The 17,377-nt window shown below is 63.5% G+C and carries 17 protein-coding genes; 10 read left to right on the top strand and 7 right to left on the bottom strand.

Annotation, left to right across the window (positions count from 1 at the left end):
• On the bottom strand, positions 1-1,095 hold a 1,095-nt coding region (locus AC1DT2_RS05090; protein WP_477294834.1), incomplete at its 3' end, for an Ig domain-containing protein.
• A 216-nt stretch (positions 1,096-1,311) separates the two neighbouring features.
• Between AC1DT2_RS05090 and AC1DT2_RS05085 the strand changes: the two genes are divergently transcribed.
• The 4 genes from AC1DT2_RS05085 to AC1DT2_RS05070 are packed head-to-tail and all read left to right on the top strand — an operon-like array spanning position 1,312 to position 3,478.
• Positions 1,312-1,842 (top strand): phage tail protein, encoded by a 531-nt coding sequence (locus AC1DT2_RS05085; protein ID WP_477294832.1) that lies wholly within the window; start codon positions 1,312-1,314, stop codon positions 1,840-1,842.
• A gap of 22 nt (positions 1,843-1,864) precedes the next feature.
• The gene (locus AC1DT2_RS05080) at positions 1,865-2,395 is read left to right on the top strand and encodes a phage tail protein (RefSeq protein WP_477294830.1); all 531 of its coding nucleotides are present in this window, start codon (positions 1,865-1,867) and stop codon (positions 2,393-2,395) included.
• Between the two features lie 22 nt (positions 2,396-2,417).
• On the top strand, positions 2,418-2,954 hold the full coding sequence (locus tag AC1DT2_RS05075; RefSeq protein ID WP_477294828.1) for a phage tail protein: 537 nt from the start codon (positions 2,418-2,420) through the stop codon (positions 2,952-2,954).
• Positions 2,951-3,478 (top strand): GNAT family N-acetyltransferase, encoded by a 528-nt coding sequence (locus tag AC1DT2_RS05070; RefSeq protein ID WP_477294826.1) that lies wholly within the window; start codon positions 2,951-2,953, stop codon positions 3,476-3,478. The genes AC1DT2_RS05075 and AC1DT2_RS05070 overlap by 4 nt, the downstream gene beginning before the upstream one ends.
• On the opposite strand, the gene AC1DT2_RS05065 is transcribed toward AC1DT2_RS05070, so the two are convergent.
• The 4 genes from AC1DT2_RS05065 to pdhA all read right to left on the bottom strand — a co-directional run bounded on the left by AC1DT2_RS05065 (position 3,465) and on the right by pdhA (position 7,362).
• On the bottom strand, positions 3,465-3,764 hold the full coding sequence (locus tag AC1DT2_RS05065; RefSeq protein WP_063573343.1) for a DUF6916 family protein: 300 nt from the start codon (positions 3,762-3,764) through the stop codon (positions 3,465-3,467). The genes AC1DT2_RS05070 and AC1DT2_RS05065 overlap by 14 nt on opposite strands.
• Before the next feature lie 120 nt (positions 3,765-3,884).
• The gene (locus tag AC1DT2_RS05060; protein ID WP_213949608.1) at positions 3,885-5,276 is read right to left on the bottom strand and encodes a dihydrolipoamide acetyltransferase family protein; all 1,392 of its coding nucleotides are present in this window, start codon (positions 5,274-5,276) and stop codon (positions 3,885-3,887) included.
• Between the two features lie 13 nt (positions 5,277-5,289).
• Positions 5,290-6,270 (bottom strand): alpha-ketoacid dehydrogenase subunit beta, encoded by a 981-nt coding sequence (locus tag AC1DT2_RS05055; protein WP_063573737.1) that lies wholly within the window; start codon positions 6,268-6,270, stop codon positions 5,290-5,292.
• Positions 6,271-6,282: 12 nt separating this feature from the next.
• Positions 6,283-7,362, bottom strand: a complete 1,080-nt coding sequence (pdhA, locus tag AC1DT2_RS05050) for a pyruvate dehydrogenase (acetyl-transferring) E1 component subunit alpha (RefSeq protein ID WP_063573736.1) — start codon at positions 7,360-7,362, stop codon at positions 6,283-6,285.
• A gap of 225 nt (positions 7,363-7,587) precedes the next feature.
• Between pdhA and AC1DT2_RS05045 the strand changes: the two genes are divergently transcribed.
• Positions 7,588-8,436 carry a tryptophan 2,3-dioxygenase gene (locus AC1DT2_RS05045; RefSeq protein WP_477294822.1) on the top strand — a complete coding sequence of 283 codons (849 nt, stop codon included), beginning with the start codon at positions 7,588-7,590 and terminating at the stop codon, positions 8,434-8,436.
• A 70-nt stretch (positions 8,437-8,506) separates the two neighbouring features.
• On the top strand, positions 8,507-10,015 hold the full coding sequence (locus AC1DT2_RS05040; protein ID WP_213949610.1) for a peptide MFS transporter: 1,509 nt from the start codon (positions 8,507-8,509) through the stop codon (positions 10,013-10,015).
• 139 nt (positions 10,016-10,154) lie between these two features.
• Here the strand turns inward: AC1DT2_RS05040 and AC1DT2_RS05035 are convergent, their stop codons facing one another.
• Complete coding sequence (locus AC1DT2_RS05035) at positions 10,155-10,604, bottom strand: MarR family winged helix-turn-helix transcriptional regulator (protein ID WP_063570850.1); 450 nt, start codon at positions 10,602-10,604, stop codon at positions 10,155-10,157.
• A gap of 89 nt (positions 10,605-10,693) precedes the next feature.
• Here AC1DT2_RS05035 and hppD point away from each other — a divergent pair, with 89 nt between their 5' ends.
• From hppD to AC1DT2_RS05015, 4 genes are all read left to right on the top strand, one after another.
• A complete protein-coding gene (hppD, locus tag AC1DT2_RS05030; protein ID WP_063570849.1) occupies positions 10,694-11,782 on the top strand; it encodes a 4-hydroxyphenylpyruvate dioxygenase in 1,089 nt (362 codons plus the stop codon).
• 90 nt (positions 11,783-11,872) lie between these two features.
• A complete protein-coding gene (hmgA, locus tag AC1DT2_RS05025) occupies positions 11,873-13,183 on the top strand; it encodes a homogentisate 1,2-dioxygenase (protein ID WP_477294819.1) in 1,311 nt (436 codons plus the stop codon).
• Between the two features lie 15 nt (positions 13,184-13,198).
• Positions 13,199-14,179: a fumarylacetoacetate hydrolase family protein gene (locus AC1DT2_RS05020; RefSeq protein ID WP_477294817.1), complete on the top strand. Its 981-nt coding sequence runs from the start codon at positions 13,199-13,201 to the stop codon at positions 14,177-14,179.
• Between the two features lie 1,390 nt (positions 14,180-15,569).
• Complete coding sequence (locus AC1DT2_RS05015; protein ID WP_477294815.1) at positions 15,570-16,172, top strand: hypothetical protein; 603 nt, start codon at positions 15,570-15,572, stop codon at positions 16,170-16,172.
• A gap of 208 nt (positions 16,173-16,380) precedes the next feature.
• Here the strand turns inward: AC1DT2_RS05015 and gap are convergent.
• The coding region (gap, locus tag AC1DT2_RS05010) for a type I glyceraldehyde-3-phosphate dehydrogenase (RefSeq protein ID WP_477294813.1) at positions 16,381-17,377 on the bottom strand (997 nt) is incomplete at its 5' end.

Raw genomic sequence — 17,377 nt, 5'->3', positions numbered from 1 at the left:
GGGTGTGCCGGCGATCGTATTGCCTGCAAGCGACACGCCCTGGGGCAGGGCGCCGGATGTCACAGCGAAGGTGTAGGGCGCACCACCGCCGGACGCGGCAAGGGCCTGCGAATACGCCGTACCCGCCGTCGCACTCGGCACGGTCGTCGGCGTGATGGAGATCGTTGGGGCGCTGATCGTGACGGTATAGGGGGTCGACTGACTAAACGGCCCGGTACCGGTGGAGCTGTCGGTTGCCTTGATCGCGAACGTGTAGCTGCCCACGACCGTTGGCGTGCCCGAAAGTACGCCAGTACCGGAAAGGGTAAGACCAGTGGGGAGCGCCCCGCCGGCTGGATCCCGGACATACGTATAAGGTGCGGTGCCGCCGGTCGCGCTGGCAGCTTGACTATAGGCCGTACCGGCGGTCCCGTTCGGGAGCGTTGCGGGACTAATGACGATGTTCGGCGCGGTTACGGAGAGTGAGAGGGTTCCCGTGCCGGTATGACTGGCGCTGTCGGTCACCATAAAGATCGGGCTGAAGGTGCCTCCTGCGGTCGGTATGCCGCTGACGACACCGGCTGAGGACACGGTGATGCCTGCGGGGAGCGAGCCACCACTCAGCGACCACGTGTAGGGAGCCGTGCCGTTGCTGGCGGCGAGTGTCTGGCTGTAGGCCGTGGCGATCGTTGCATTGGGCAGGGACGTCGTGTCGACCGTCGGGTTGGTCTGGATGACCGTGACCGTGATCGGGACAACGGAGTTGTCTTCGGCATCGTAGACCGCGAAGTTGTCGCTCGTCGCGCCGTCGCCGTTGTTGTGGTAGCTCAACAAGCCGGTGCCGTTGTTGTTTCCGTTGTCGGTTCCGTGCAGCGGACCCGTATGCCCGTTAAGAGGGGCGTCGTGGTTCAAACCGAAGATCGCGCAGTTCTGCAGGTCGGTGAACGCGTCGCTTCCGCCGCCGGACTGGACCGTGAGGTGCACCGGCGGGCAATTCGCGGCATGTGCCACACCGCCCAGCATCAGCAGGCAGAAAAAGACAAGCCAACTTGCGCGACGTGCACGCGTGCGACCGGAGGCGACCGGCGTGCGGTCTCCGAAGAAAAGCGTTTTCATAATGTCCCCTGTTCCCTGACGCCGCTGTCCTGTCGCGCATACGCGCGCGTTCTTGCGAAGCGGCGCGGGTAGTATCGGGGCCAGTGCGATCCAGCAATGTGCAGAAACGGCAGCGTCGTCAAAAGTGCCGGCTATGCCTCTTGTTAGCTCTCATCGCATCCACGAGAGTGCGACCCACGGCGTGGGGGCGTGCGCCAACCAACCAGGGGACGCACCATGTCTAACTACTACCTCGGGCAAATCATGCTCGCGGGGTTCAACTTCGCGCCGAGAGGCTTCGCGCAATGCAACGGCCAGCTGTTGCCTATCAACCAGAACTCCGCCTTGTTCTCACTTTTAGGTGTTCAGTTCGGTGGTAACGGCACCGTGACCTTCGGCCTGCCCGACCTGCGAAGCCGCACACCGGTCGGCGCGGTCTCATCGGTCGACGCTGCCTGGCAGCCGCCGGTCTACCCCATGGGCATGTTGGCAGGGGTCGAGTCCGTGACACTCCTGCAAACGGAGATGCCGACGCACTCGCATCCGCTCAACGCAACGACGGCAGCTGGCGCGGTCAGGTCTCCAGCCAATGCGCTCTATGGCGGCTCGGGCACGGAATCGTTCTACACAGCCAATGCACACCCCACGCCGCTGGCCCCTCCCATGGTGGGCCCTAACGGTGGAAACACGTCGCACAACAACATCCAGCCGCTGAGCGTGCTGGGTTTCAATATCGCGCTGTCGGGCATTTACCCCTCGCGCGGCTGACACAGCACAAAGGAGCCACATCATGTCTGAGTGTTATGTCGGTGAAATCCGCATGTTCGGTTTCAGTCGTGTCCCCCAGGGTTGGCAAGCCTGCGATGGCAGCCTGCTTTCGATCGCCGATTACGAGGTTCTCTTTACCTTGATCGGTACGACCTACGGTGGGAACGGGGTGACGACCTTCGCCGTCCCCGATCTGCGGGGGCGCATTCCGGTGGAACAAGGGCAGGGTCCTGGTCTGAGTCCTTACGTGCTCGGTCAGCAGACGGGTACCGAAACGGTCACGCTGTTGCTGAATCAGTTGCCTGTGCACAACCACCTCTGCGTGGCGACGACCGATACCGGAACCACGGCTACGCCGGGTCCCACGGTGGTGTTCGGCGGCATCGCCCCGGACACCATGTACACCTCCAGCGTCACCGGTCTGACCGCCTATCCAATGGGTGCCACCGCAATCGGCGCGCAGGGTGGCTCCGGTCCGCACAACAATCTGATGCCGACCCTCAGCGTGGCGTTCTGCATCGCCTGGGCCGGCATCTTTCCTTCGCAATCCTGACCTTCGCCTGGAAGACATTCTCATGACGCAACCCTTTCTCGGCGAGATCCAGGTCTTCGGCTTCTACTTCGCACCGGCGAACTGGGCGTTCTGTAACGGCGAGACCCTCGCGCTGCAGCAGAACACCTCGTTGTTCGCGCTGATCGGTACGACCTACGGAGGCAATGGCACGACGACTTTCCAGTTGCCGAACCTCGCCTCCCGTGCACCCGGTGGGATCGGCACGGGTGCGCCGGCGACGACACCACGGGTCGCCGGTGAAACGTATGGTGAGTTTGGCCACACGCTCACGGTGCAGGAAATGCCGTCGCATAACCACAGCATGTCGGTATACGTGCAGCATGACACGACCTTGCGTACCTCGGTTCCCGCGCCGGGCAGCGCACTGGTTGCGCCTGCCACTACGTCGCCGTTCGTGCTGGGCGCCACGCCAACCACCACCTTCGCTCCGACGGCGGTCACTGCTGCGGGTGGCAATCAACCACACGAGAATTGCCAGCCGTTCCTGGGGCTGAACTTCTGCATCGCTCTCCAGGGCACTTTCCCCGCGTTCCAGTGAGCCTGCCTGCGTTCCCCGAGGCTCGTGCGGACAGCGGCGCCATCGCGGCGTCGCTGTCGATCGCGGATGTCACGCTGCATGCGTGTGACGACGGCGACATGCCCTTCCTGCGTTCCCTGTATCGGCAGACGCGCGATGACGAACTCGCGTTCACCGGTTGGCCGGAAGCGACAAAAGCGGCGTTCGCCAACAGCCAGTTCGATTTGCAGCACACGCATTTCGTGCGCTATTTCCCCAACGCCCATTTCATGCGACTGCGCTGCGGCGATCGCGATATCGGTCGCTACTATCTCGACATCAAGGACGATGCCTGGCACGTCGTGGATATCGCGATCCTTGCAGAACGACGCGGGCAAGGCATCGGTTCGGCCTTGCTCCAGGCAACCCGGGCGCTCGCCCCTGCCGTGACACTTAGCGTGGCCACGAACAATCCCGCCGCCATGCGTCTGTACGCGCGACTGGGATTCGTCGATGAAGGTGAGGCCGGCAGCATGCACCGGCAGATGCGCGCTAGTTGTAGATAGCCTGGTAGATGAAGCCGTTCGCGTCGCGCGCGATGGCCACCAGGAAAATGCCGAATTCGCCCAGCCCTCGGTGCTTCATCGCGTAGATGCGCTGCGGAAAGACGATGGCCGCGGTGTTGTGGAACAGCAACGAGAAGCCCGCGCGGACCGCGCCCTGCATCGTCGGACCCGCGCCCTGAAGGGGCTTCACTTCGACCAGCACGAAGGCGGACTCGCCTTCGCCGACATCGACGTGGAAGGTGTCGTTGAGGTGTGGCGCGAAGTGCTCGATCTGTAGGAACTGCATGGAATCCTTCCCCCGAAGTAGTCCGCGCCCCAGAAGGGGCGCGGATGTCTACTCTAGTTCGGAATACCGCAATCGTCGATCACCGCGGCCCCTGTAGGAGCCGCTTCAGCGGCGATGCCCTTAGTTCGGCAAGCCCAAATCGTCAATCATCGCCTTAAGGAACCGAGCCGCCTCACCACCCGTCGCCGCACGATGATCGAACGTCAGCGACAGCGGCATGCGGCGATGCACTTCGATACCGCCCATCACGGCAACCACATCGTGGCTGAGCTTGCCGGCGCCGACGATGGCGACGGTCGGCGGGACGACCACCGGGGTGGCGTACCGGCCGGCGAACATGCCGAAATTCGACAGGCTGATCGTGTAGCCCGAGAGCTCCGACGCCGCGATGCTGCGATCTTCGACCGAGCTGCGCAGGCGCTTGATGGCGGCACGGATACCGGCACCGTCGAGCACGTCCGCATTGCGCAGGGCGGGCACGAAGAGGCCGTCGTCCGTATCCACGGCAATACCGATGTCCACGTGCGGGTGAAGCGTGCGCGTGAGGTCCTTGCCGTTGAACCAGGCGTTGAGCGCCGGCACGGCCTTGCATGCCACCACGACCGCGCGAATGAGGCGGGCGGTGATGTCCTGCTTGCCGATCCAGGCGTGCAGGTCGGCGTCGTCGACGATGGAGGTCGGGACGACCTGCGCGTGAGCATCGGCCATGACGCGCGCCATGTTGCGGCGAACGCCCTTGAGCTGCTCCGGCTGACCCATCGCTTCCTTGCCCGGGGGCGAAGTGCGAACGGCCTTGCCGGCCAGGGACACCGGCGTACGCGAAGGCGCCGGACCCGGCTCGGGAAGCGTCGGTGCGAGGTGCTGCGCGGCGGCCGGGCGTGCTGCCGGAGCCGAACCCACGGCGGCGCTGCCGTTGGCGGCGGCGTTCTTCACGTCGCCCATGGTGATGACACCACCGGCGCCGGTCGGCTGCACGCGGGTGAGGTCGATCTTCATCTTCTTGGCGAGGGCACGCACGGCCGGGACGGCCTTCACGCCACCGGCGCTGGAGACCTGCTCGGTGTGCACGGCATTGCCGCTGACCATGGCGCCGACGACGGTACCTTCGTCTTCGCGCTTGGCCGGCGCGGGGCCGTCCGAATCGATCTCGCCGCCGTCGTCGGAAGCGATGACCTTGGACGCGTCGTCCGGCGCCTGGCTACCGACGCTCTTCTTCGGGCCATGGTGATGGCCGGTGGATTCGGCTTCGGCGCGCTGGCGTGCGTTCGGGTCGATCTCGAAATCGGCCAGCGAGGCGCCGGTTTCGATGATGTCACCGACGGCGCCGTGCAGCTTCTTCACGGTGCCGGAGTACGGCGAGGGCACGTCGACGACGGCCTTCGCGGTTTCCATGGACACCAGGGGTGCGTCGAGCTTGATCGTGTCGCCTTCCTTGACGTGCCATTCGACGACGGTCGCGTCGGGCAGGCCTTCGCCGAGGTCCGGCAGGTAAAAGGTCTTGATGTCGGCCATTGCGATAGGTTCCTCAGGATGCCGCGAGCGTACGCTCGGCGGCCTCGACGATGCGTTCGACGCTGGGCAGGTACTTCATTTCCAGACGGAACAGCGGGATGTGGGTATCGAAACCGGTAACGCGCTGCACCGGTGCAAGCAGGCTGTACAGGCATTCTTCGGCGAGGCGGGCAGCGATTTCCGCACCGAAACCGGCGGTCTTCGGTGCTTCGTGCACGATGACGCAGCGGCCGGTCTTGGTCACCGATTCGGCGATCGTGTCGAAGTCGAGCGGCGTGAGCGTGGCCACGTCGATCACTTCGGCGCTGATGCCCTTCTGTGCCAGCTCGTCGGCGGCCTCGAGGCATTCCTTCACCTGCGCGCCCCAGGTCACCAGGGTCACGTCGGTGCCGTCGCGCAGCACGAAGCAGACGTCGAGCGGCAGTGCCTCGCCGTCATCGGGCACTTCTTCCTTGTACTGGCGATAGATGCGCTTGGGCTCGAAGAAGATCACCGGATCCGGATCGCGGATGGCGGCGAGCAGCAGGCCGTAGGCACGCGCGGGCGACGACGGCATGACCACGCGCAGGCCCGGGATGTTGGTGAACAGATGCTCGTTCGCCTCGGAGTGATGCTCCGGTGCGCGGATGCCGCCGCCCCACGGGGCGCGCCACACGGCCGGCACGGTCATGCGGCCGCGCGTGCGGTTGCGCATGCGGGCAGCGTGGCAGGCGATGTGCTCCATCATCGGGTAGATGAAGCCTTCGAACTGGGCTTCCGCGACGGGCTTCATGCCCTGCACGGCGAGGCCGATGGTCAGCCCGGCAATGGTGGCTTCGTCCAGCGGCGTGTCGATGACGCGCATTTCGCCGAACTGTTCCTGCAGGCCCTGGGTAGCGCGGAACACGCCACCGTTGACGCCGACGTCCTCACCGAGCACCACGACGCTTTCGTCGTTGCGCATTTCGTAGGCGAGCGCCTGGGTCACTGCTTCGATAAGAGTGATTTGTGCCATGGGAAGAGTTCCTTACGACGTGCGATCGAGGGAAGCGACGATCTCTCGCTGCGCTTCGAGGTCGGCGGGGAGTTCGGCATACAGGTAGTCGAACATGGCCGTTGCCGGCTGGTTCTTCGTCTCCAGGTATGCGTTGACCTCGTTGTCCATCCAGTCGTCGCACTCGGCCTTCCAGGCCTCTTCCTTCGTCTCGTCCCACTTGCCCTTGCCTTCGAGCCACTTGCGCAGGCGCGGGATGGGATCGCGTTCCCAGGCGTCCTTCACTTCCTGCTCGCCGCGGTAACGGCGCGCATCGTCGGCGGTGGTGTGGTCGCCGAGGCGGTAGGTCACCGCTTCGATCACGCTGGCGCCCTGGCCGGAGCGTGCGCGCTCGAGCGCGATCTCCATGGCAGCGCGCACGGCGATGATGTCGTTGCCGTCCACCTGGATGCAGGGCAGGCCGGCAGCGATACCCTTCTGGGCCAGCGTGCCCGAGCCGCTCTGGATGCGACGCGGCACCGAGATCGCCCACTGGTTGTTCACGATCACGGCGACCATCGGCAGCTGCTGCGCGCCGGCCACGTTGATCGCACCGTAGAAGTCGCCCTTGGACGAACCGCCGTCACCGATCGTGCAGACGGCCACGCGGGCCTCCTTGCGGATCTTGAAGGCGAGCGCGGAGCCAGCGGCGTGCAGGCACTGCGTACCGATGGGCACGCACCAGGCGAAGTCGTGGGCGGGAGCGTCGGCGAAATCGTTGCCACGCTCGTCGCCACCCCAGTAGGTGTAGACCTCGCGCGGCTTCACGCCGCGATACAGCTGGGCGCCGTATTCGCGATACGACACGGCCAGCGAGTCTTCGCGGCGCATGGCGCTGCCGATGCCCACGTGAGCGGCTTCATGGCCGAGGCACGAGGCGTAGGTGCCGAGCTTGCCGGTGCGCTGCAGGGCGATCGACTTGGCGTCGAACACCCGCGTGGACACCATCAGCTTGTAGAGCTCGACCATGTGGTCGAGGTCCTTGGCGAATGCGGGGAGTTCCTTTCCGGTTTCCTTGCCGTCCTGGTCAAGGTATTGCAGATATTCGATTTCGAACTTGGCGGCGATGGACACGACTCGCTCCCAGGGGAAGGGTTAGAAACGACACGCACGATTGGGGAAGCGGACGGGCCCATCCAGTGGGGCACGAGCGACTTTCGGGTTGTTGCGAGCCGGACTAGATATCAGGGGTATTATGGCCCGGCAAGGCACGGCGCAGCATAGAACCGGCCATCGCCGGTCCCAAAACCGCGCCACGGCGCCGTTTGCGGCCGGTCCACCCTGAATGTGAAATCGTCCATGGCCAATTCCCAGCGCGACCTCGAACCCGGTATCCGCACCGATCTCGACGGCCGCCTTACCTATGGCGAGTACCTCAGGCTGGATCAGGTGCTCAGTGCCCAGGTACCCCGCAGCCAGCCCGCCCACCACGACGAGATGCTTTTCATCGTCCAGCACCAGACCTCGGAGCTGTGGCTGAAGCTGATGATCCACGAGCTGGACGCCGCCCTGGCGCACCTGCGCGCGGACGACGTGGACGGCACGCTGAAGATCCTGGCCCGGGTCAAGGCCATCCAGCGCCAGCTTTACGAGCAGTGGGGCGTCCTGGAGACGCTCACACCGGCCGAATACCTGCAGTTCCGCGACGTGTTGGGCCCCTCGTCGGGTTTCCAGTCCCTGCAGTACCGCATGGTGGAGTTCCTGCTCGGCAACAAGCACGCCGACATGCTTCGCGTGTTCGAGCACGATCCCGTGGCGCATGAGCGGCTGAAGGTGATCTTCGAGGCGCCGGGGCTTTACGACGAATTCCTGCGTTACCTCGCGCGCCGCGGCCACCCCGTGCCGGTCGACCTGCTGGAGCGCGACCTGACCCAGCCCTGGCGAAGCCAGCCCGCCCTGCTACCCGTGTTCAAGCGGATCTACGAGGACACCGCCCACCATTGGCCTGAGTATCATCTCAGTGAGGAACTGGTGGACATCGAAGAGTCGTTCCAGCTCTGGCGGTTCCGCCACATGAAGACCGTGGAGCGCATCATCGGCTTCCGTGCCGGAACCGGCGGTTCGTCCGGCGTGGCCTTCCTGCGCAAGGCGCTGGAACAGAGTTTCTTCCCCGAACTGATCGAAGTACGCACCATCCTGGGAACGTAAATATTTGACGGGCGGCTGCCCGGACGGTTAAACACCCTGCACGAAGCGTCTTCACGCCCAAGGGAAATGCATGACACCGACCGCCCCAGCCACCGCCAGGCCCGTGCCCGATTACCCGCAGACCCTGGGTCACCCGCGTCCCCTGTGGATGCTGTTCATGACCGAGTTCTGGGAACGCTTTGCGTTTTACGGCATGCGCTGGGCGCTCACGCTGTACATCGTGGCGCAGTTCTTCCACGGCGATCAGGCAGGGCAGGGCTATGCCAGCCGCACCTACGGCTCGTATCTGGCGCTGGTCTACGCGTCGGCCATCTTCGGCGGCTATGTGGCCGATCGCATCCTCGGTTACCAGCGATCCATCCTGGTCGGCGCGGCGGTCATGGGCGCCGGCCTGTTCATGGTGATGGTGCCCAACCAGGACATCTTCCTCATCGGCCTGGCCACGGTGATCGTCGGCAACGGCCTGTTCAAGCCGAACATCTCGTCCCTGGTAGGCCAGATCTACCCGGTGGGCGACGATCGTCGCGACCGCGGGTTCACCATCTTCTACATGGGCATCAACATGGGCGGCTTCCTCGCCCCGTTGGTGACCGGCTGGCTCGCTTCGGTACTGACCGACACGCCGTTGCAGGACAACTACAAGGCCGTGTTCGCCGCCACCGGCTTCGGCATGGTGGTCTGCTTCGTCTGGTTCCTGATCGGCAAGCGCCAGTTGAAGGGCGTCGGCCTGCCGCCGCCGGAGCGCCACGAGGGCAAGAACCTGATCGGCGTCATCATCGGCATTCTCATCGCCATTCCGCTGGTGTACCTGCTGATGGCGAAGGCCGGCGCGATCTTCATCGCCTGGCTGCTCGGCGTGCTGTTCATCGGCGTGGCCGTGATGCTGGTGGTCGAAGCCGTGCGTCACGACCGCATCCAGATCCATCGCGTGATCGCGATGCTGTTGCTGTTCGCCTTCAACGTGCTGTTCTGGATGTTCTTCGAACAGGCCGGTAGTTCCTTCAACTTCCTCGCCCAGAACATCGTCGACCGTCACATGTTCGGCGGCTGGGAATTCCCGACCGGTTGGTTCCAGTCGGTGAATTCGGCGGCGATCCTGGTCTTCGCGCCCCTTGTGGCGCTGGCCTGGGGGTGGTCGGCCCGGCACCGCAAGGAGCCGTCAATCCCGCGCAAGTTCGGTCTCGGCCTGATCTTCAACGCACTGGCCTTCCTGGTGCTGATGTACGCGCTGAAGAGCCTGGTCGGCGGCGACGGCCTCATCCCGTTCTGGCCGCTGGCAGCGTGCTACGTACTGCAGACCATCGGTGAGCTGTGCCTGTCGCCCATCGGCCTGTCGATGGTGACCAAGCTGGCGCCGATGCGCGTGGTGGGCCTGGCCATGGGTGGCTGGTTCCTCTCCACGGCCATTGGCAACAATCTCTCGGGCCTGCTCGCCGGCCATATCAGCGGCGAAACCGGCATGACGGTGGGCTCGGCGCTGAGCGGCTTCACTTTCAGCTTCGAGCTGCTGGTGGGCGCGGGCATCCTGCTTTTCCTCATCGCGCCGCTAATCAACCGGCTGATGCACGGCGTCAAGTAAGCCGCGCTCTGGCGATCGCCCTTGCTCGGTAGGAGCCGATTCATCGGCGATCCCTAACGGTGTCGCAACCGTGGATCGCCGATGAATCGGCTCCTACCAAGCGTCGCGATTCCGATTCAAAGATCGCCGGCCCGATTCCTTACAACGCCAGCAGCTTGTCCAGAATGCTGTTTAGCTGCGCCTGCTCGCCCTCATCGAGGCGGGCCAGCAGCTCCCGCTCGTGCGCCCGGGCCAGCGGCGCGACCTCGTCGTGAATCGCCCAGCCGGCTTCGGACAGCTTCAGCACCGAGCGGCGCTTATCGCCGTCGTGGATGCCGCGGTCCACCCGGCCCGCGTCGACCAGCCGTGCCACCGCACGACTCACCGCCACCTTGTCCATGGCGCTGCGGTCCACCACCTCCCGTGCCGAGATCTCCGGAAACCGCGCCAGGATGGTCATCACGCGCCATTCCGTCATGCTCAGCTCGAAGCGGTCCTGGTATTCCGTGGCGATCGACTGGCTCACCGTGTTCGACAGGATGGACAGGCGATAGGGCAGGAAATGCTCGAGCTCCAGCGGGGCATGGGCGGCAACGGGTTCTAGGGTCATGCTGTGCTGGTCCTTGCAATTGGTTACAAGTGAAACTATAACGTGCGGGTAGTCGGCGCAAGCCGTGCCCAATGCCAGGAGTATCGCCCATGAGCGCCCAGCCCAATATCGGTATGGAAGTCACCACCTTCGAAAACCCGCAGGGTGTCGATGGCTTCGAGTTCGTCGAATTCGCCGCGCCGGATCCGGCCCTGCTGCACACGCTGTTCCCGAAGCTCGGCTTCACCGCGGTGGCGAAGCACAAGACGAAGAAGATCACCCTGTATCGCCAGGGCGAGTGCAACTTCCTGGTCAACGAAGAGCCGAACTCGTTCGCTTCCGACTTCGCCGCCGAGCATGGCCCGAGCGCCTGTGGCTTCGCCATCCGATTCAACCGCCCGGCGACCGACGTGCAGGCCACCGCGTTGTCCAATGGCGCCGAGAAGGTCGAGCACAAGGCCGACACCCTCGCACTGGACGTGCCGACCATCCAGGGCATCGGTGGTTGCGCGCTGTACCTGATCGATACCTACGGCGCCAAGGGCGACGTGTTCGACAGCGAGTTCGAGTTTATTTCGGGCGTCGACCGTCGCCCGAAGGGTTTCGGCCTGACCTTCATCGACCACCTGACCCACAACCTGCACTTCGGCAACATGCAGAAGTGGTCGGACTACTACGAGCGTCTGTTCAACTTCCGCGAGATCCGCTACTTCGACATCAAGGGCGCGAAGACCGGCCTGGTGTCCAAGGCGATGACCGCGCCGGACGGCATGGTCCGCATTCCGCTCAACGAATCGGCGGACGAGAAGTCGCAGATCAACGAGTACATTCGTGAGTACAACGGCGAAGGCATCCAGCACATCGCGCTGTTTACCGACAATATCTACGAGTCGGTGGAAGCCATGCGCGCGCTGGACGTGGCCTTCCTCGAAACGCCGGACACGTACTACGAAGTGATCGACATCCGCGTGCCGGACCATGGCGAGGACATTCCCCGTCTGCAGAAGAACAAGCTGCTGATCGACGCCGACGACGAGACCAAGAAGAAGCTGTTGCTACAGATCTTCACGCAGAACACCATCGGTCCGATCTTCTTCGAGATCATCCAGCGCAAGGGCAACGAAGGCTTCGGTAACGGCAACTTCAAGGCGCTGTTCGAATCCATCGAACGCGACCAGATGCGCCGCGGCGTGCTCTAAGCGCGCGAGGCCTTCGCGAAAGCTAGACTAAGCGCGGCGCGGTCCTGAGACGGACCGCGCCGCGATGCGTTCATCCCAAGGATCCCCACGATGAGCCACACCGACGACACGCGCGGCTACCAGACCGGCTTCGGCAATGAGTTCGCCACGGAAGCCGTGGCTGGCGTGCTGCCTACCGGCCAGAATTCTCCCCAGCGGGTGGCACACGGCCTCTACGCCGAGCAGCTTTCCGGCAGCGCGTTCACCGCGCCGCGCCACCGCAACCGACGCAGCTGGCTGTACCGCATTCGCCCGGCCGCGCAGCATTCGCCGTTTTCGGCACTAGCGCACACGACCTTCCATAACCGCTTCCACGAAGCGCCGGCCACGCCGAACCAGATGCGCTGGGATCCGTTGCCGATGCCGTCGACGCCGACCGACTTCGTCGAAGGCCTGGTGACGCTCGGTGGCAATGGCGGCGCCGAAGAGCAGGCCGGCGTCGGTATCCACCTGTACTGCGCCAACGGCTCGATGAAGGGGCGCTACTTCTACGACGCGGACGGCGAGTTGTTGATCGTTCCGCAGCAAGGACGCCTGCGCATCCGCACCGAGCTGGGCGTGGTCGAGGTCGAGCCGCTGGAGATCGCCGTCGTGCCGCGCGGTGTGCGCTTTCTCGTGGAGCTTCCCGACGGGGAAGCCCGTGGTTATGTCGCCGAGAATTTCGGCGCGCCGCTGCATCTGCCGGATCTGGGGCCGATCGGTGCGAACGGGCTCGCGCATTCGCGCGACTTCCTCACGCCGGTCGCCGCATACGAAGATCTCGAAGGCGACTTCGCACTGGTGGCCAAGTTCCAGGGTGAATTGTGGTCGGCCAGCATCGGCCACTCGCCATTGGACGTGGTCGGTTGGCATGGCAACTACGCACCGTACAAGTACGACCTGCGACGCTTCAACACCATCGGCTCCATCGCCGTGGATCATCCGGATCCGTCGATCTTCACCGTACTTACCTCGGCCAGCGACACACCGGGCACGGCGAATATGGATTTCGCGATCTTCCCGCCGCGTTGGCTTGTCGCCGAGCACACGTTTCGGCCGCCGTACTTCCACCGTAACGTCGCCAGCGAATTCATGGGCCTGATCGACGGCGCCTACGACGCAAAGCAAGGCGGCTTCGTGCCCGGTGGTTCGAGCCTGCACAACTGCATGAGCGGCCATGGCCCCGACGCGGCGAGCTTCGAGAAAGCATCGAATGCGGACGTCTCGCGTCCCGACCATATCGTTGGCACCATGGCCTTCATGTTCGAAACGCGCAAGGTCATCCGTCCGACGCGACAGGCGCTCGAGTCGCCGTCGCTGCAGGGCAATTATTACGAATGCTGGCGCGGGCTGAAGAAACACTTCACGCCGCCGTCGGCCTGATCGACAAGGAATCGCATGAAACTCGCTTCATTGAAGGAGGGCGGCCGTGACGGCACGCTCATCGTCGTCAGCCGCGACCTGTCGCGCGCCGTGAAGGCTACCGGCATTGCGCCGACGCTGCAGGCTGCGCTGGACGATTGGAGCACGATCGCGCCACGCCTCAACGCGTTGTCGGAAGACCTCAACGAGGGGGGCGCGCAGGGCGCGTTCGATCTCGACATGGCCAGGCTTGCCGCGCCGCTTCCGCGCGCGTACGAGTTCGTCGACGGGAGTGCCTACCTTCCGCACGTTGAACGCGTACGTCGTGCGCGTGGCGCCGAGGTGCCGGAGTCGTTCTACGTCGATCCGCTGATGTACCAGGCGACCAGTGCCGGCTTTCTCGGGCCGCGCGATCCGGTCGTCGTCGCCAGCGAAGAGTTCGGTATCGACCTCGAGGCCGAGGTGCTCATCATCACCGACGACGTGCCGATGGGCGTGACGCCGGCGCAGGCTGCCGCTCATATCCAGCTGGTCGGACTGGTCAACGACGTTTCGCTGCGTGGCCTCATTCCGGGCGAACTCGCCAAGGGCTTCGGCTTCGTGCAGTCCAAGCCCCGTTCCGCGTTGTCGCCGGTGTTCGTCACGCCGGATGAACTGGGCGATGCCTGGATCGACGACAAGCTCCACCTGCCGATGCGCACCTGGATCAACGGCACGTGGTTCGRCGAAGCCGAGTGCGGCGTCGACATGCAGTTCGATTTCTCGCAGCTGGTGGCCCACGTCGCGAAGACGCGCCCGCTGACCGCAGGCACGCTTGTCGGCTCGGGCACCATCGCCAACCAGGACACGGGCAAGGGCGCTTCATGCCTCGCCGAGCAGCGCACGGTGGAAACCTTGCGCGACGGCAAGCCAAGCACCCCGTTCCTGTCCTTCGGCGACACGGTGAAGATCGACGTCACCGATGCCTCAGGCGCGTCGATCTTCGGCGCGATCGAACAAGTCATCGCCAAGGCATAACTGCTCTGTGTAGGAGCCGATTCATCGGCGATGGGTGCTCGCGATAACGTTGCCAGCTGCTGCGGGATCGCCGATGAATACCTCAGCGTAGCTCACCGAGGCTATTTGCTCGAGCGATTGATCCGGTGCCGGCTGCTGCTCATAGTTGCCGGAAGACGTGTGCGGTGTGACGTGGACCCCAGCGACTCAGCAACCTCTTGGCGCTTGCTGTTCCCGGCTAGGCCGAACATATGAGTTCCCTGCGAGGTTTTCGCGTTTGGCGTCGCAGGTGTAGGAAGAGAGCGGACCCTTGCCGACGAGTTCGTCAACGGCATTTGGGCGTCGGTGCATTCCCCGCAAAGGCGGAGGAAGTGGCGACGGCCTCGCAGGCGAGGGTGAGCAGGGATCCTATCGTTCGACTCCCCCTGAGCGGAGAAGAACCCCATACGGTGTGGGGCTGCTCCAGGGTGTCACTGAACTTTTACAAATGTCTTGAATCGCCGGGGTCGCAATGAGTTGGTCGCGTTAGTGATCACATGAGACTTTCGCAGCTGGCTATTTCAGCGGTGTCGTGGTCCCGGGTTTGATTGCCGCAGCGTTCATTGATGATCTTTCGCCTCTCGCGTTCTTTATCGGGAAGGGCCTGCTTCGTGAAGTCTCCGCCGACTTTTCGAGCGATTGTTGCCTACCGATACAACAGCTGCGGCTTGCATTGGTGGATTTTTGATTTGACTACCTTGTGTTTTCTCACTCGCGCAATGCGACAGGTGCGCTTGTGGAGAGCCCGTTTATACACAAGGACCATCGGATGAAATTTACACACTCAGTATTCTCGACGCTCATGTTCTCATTCGCGCCGTTGGTTGCAGCCAACGCGGCGGGGGGTAGGGTCAACCAATGCTTGTACAATTGCCCACCTCCTGTCGGCGGTATTTCCGCTCCCGTCCAAGTTGGGGTTCCTGCTGGCGGTCTTGGTACGGTGCAGATCCGCTGGACTTGGAATCAGTCGCGCCAAAAACCAGTCACCCAGTACAGCTGCCTGTGGGTAAGTGGGGCCGGCGAGAACGACGCGCATATCGTCCAGTGTGAGCATCCGCGAAACACCTATACCATCGTTGTGCCTTGGATCAACGTCGGTGCGTACACCTTCCGTGTTGCTCCCGGCAGTCCCCGTGGGCCTTACACGAAGCCGATCGCCGCCCTCCAGTCGCTTGCGCAAACCACGGTGTTTGGCGTCGCCCAATAAAAGGGTTCATCTCTGAAAGTAGGAAAGGCCTGCGTGGATTGAGTGGGCCTTTCTTCGCAGCATCCTCGAGATAGTGGCGAATGCCTACGCGAGTGCCAGAAAATGCCTGCATTCGCAGTCAGTTCGACCGACTAGCGTGTGCTGGATAGTCAGCAGGGTCAATGTATGAAATCGCTATGGTTGATTGCCGGAGCTTCAGTAGTTGCGGTGGTGATTGCGTTTGGTGGATCCGCCCGGTCAGCTGACAATGAAGCAGAGCTTGAGATTATCGAGGCTGTCGCGAGTACGACGACGGTTGTGGAGGGTAGTTCACGGATTTCGCAGTCACATCCTGAGCGGCAAGTGGAACTTGCCCGCGCCTTGTCTGATCACGGCGACAGCGCGACACAGGCGCGTCATAAAGCCCGCTGCTATTACAACTGCTCACCTCCGGTAGGCAGCGTGACAGCTTCCCCCAACGTCGTCGATGTGCCAGCCGATGCTCTCGGCTCTGTCACCATTCACTGGCGATGGGAACAATCTTCCACGCAGGAGGTGAGCCGACACGGCTGCCTCTGGGTGAGCGGCCAGAACGAAATTGAAGCGCATCAGGTCCAGTGCGAGCTTGCCAGTCATACGTATGTGACGAACGTTGGCTGGATTGGCGTCGGCAGCTATGTATTTCGTGTCGCGCCAGGAAATCCCGAAGGTCCTTATACGAAGCCAGTCGCGGGGCTTTACCAGCTGGCGCAGGCGATCGTTATCGGGGTTGGTGCAGATAGTCGTTGAAGATCCGGCGATGTTTCATTCTCGGTAGGAGCCGATTCATCGGCGATCCCGCGGCAGCGGGCAAGGTTGCCGCGAGCACCCTTCGCCGATGAATCGGCTCCTACAGGAAGCGGTCGGCGTAAACGAAAAGGCCCGCACGTTGCCGTGCGGGCCTTGTTTCATGGGGAGAGCGCCGGTGGCGCCCATCGCCGCTGAAGCGGCTTCCACATTACTTGGCGTTCATCAGCGCCTTGGTCATGTCGAGCATGCGGTTCGAGAAGCCCCACTCGTTGTCGTACCACGAGAGGACCTTGACCAGCGTGCCTTCCATCACTCGCGTCTGCGTCGAGTCGTAGATCGACGAGTGCGGGTTGTGGTTGAAGTCGATCGACACCAGCGGCTGCGTGTTGACCGCGAGGATGCCCTTCATCGAACCATTGGCGGCTTCGTTGATGACGGCATCGATCTCTTCCTTCGTCGTCGCGCGGGCGGCGGTGAAGACGAGGTCGACGACGGACACGTTGATCGTCGGCACGCGCATGGCGAAACCGTCGAGCTTGCCGTTGAGTTCCGGCAGCACCAGACCGACCGCGGCGGCGGCGCCGGTCTTGGTCGGGATCTGGCTGTGCGTGGCGCTACGGGCGCGGCGAAGATCCGAGTGGTAGACGTCGGTCAGCACCTGGTCGTTCGTGTAGGCATGGATGGTGGTCATCAGGCCATGCACGATGCCGATCTTCTCGTGGAGCACCTTGGCCAGCGGAGCCAGGCAGTTGGTGGTGCACGASGCGTTGGAGATGACTTCGAGCTTCGAGGTGAGCTTGTCGTCGTTGACGCCCATGACGAAGGTGCCGTCCACGTCCTTGTCGCCAGGTGCCGAGATGATCACCTTCTTGGCGCCGCCGGCGATATGCGCGCTGGCCTTCGCCTTGGAGGTGAAGAAGCCGGTGGATTCCAGCACCACGTCGACGCCGTGCTCGCCCCAGGGCAGCTTGGACGGATCGCGCTCGGCGAAGACCTTGATGCGGTCGCCGTTGACGATCAGGTCGCCGCCGTCAACCGACACGTCACCCGGGAAACGACCGTGCGCCGTGTCGTACTGGGTCAGGTGAGCATTGGTGTTGGCATCGCCGAGATCGTTGATCGCAACGATCTGGATGTCCTGGCCATTCTTCTTGGCTTCGTAAAGCGAACGCAGGATGTTGCGACCGATGCGACCGTAACCGTTG

This window comes from Luteibacter sp. P4_E6 (assembly GCF_056401535.1).
The sequence above is the reverse complement of the archived record's forward strand: the minus strand, read 5'-3'. Positions and strand labels throughout refer to the sequence as shown.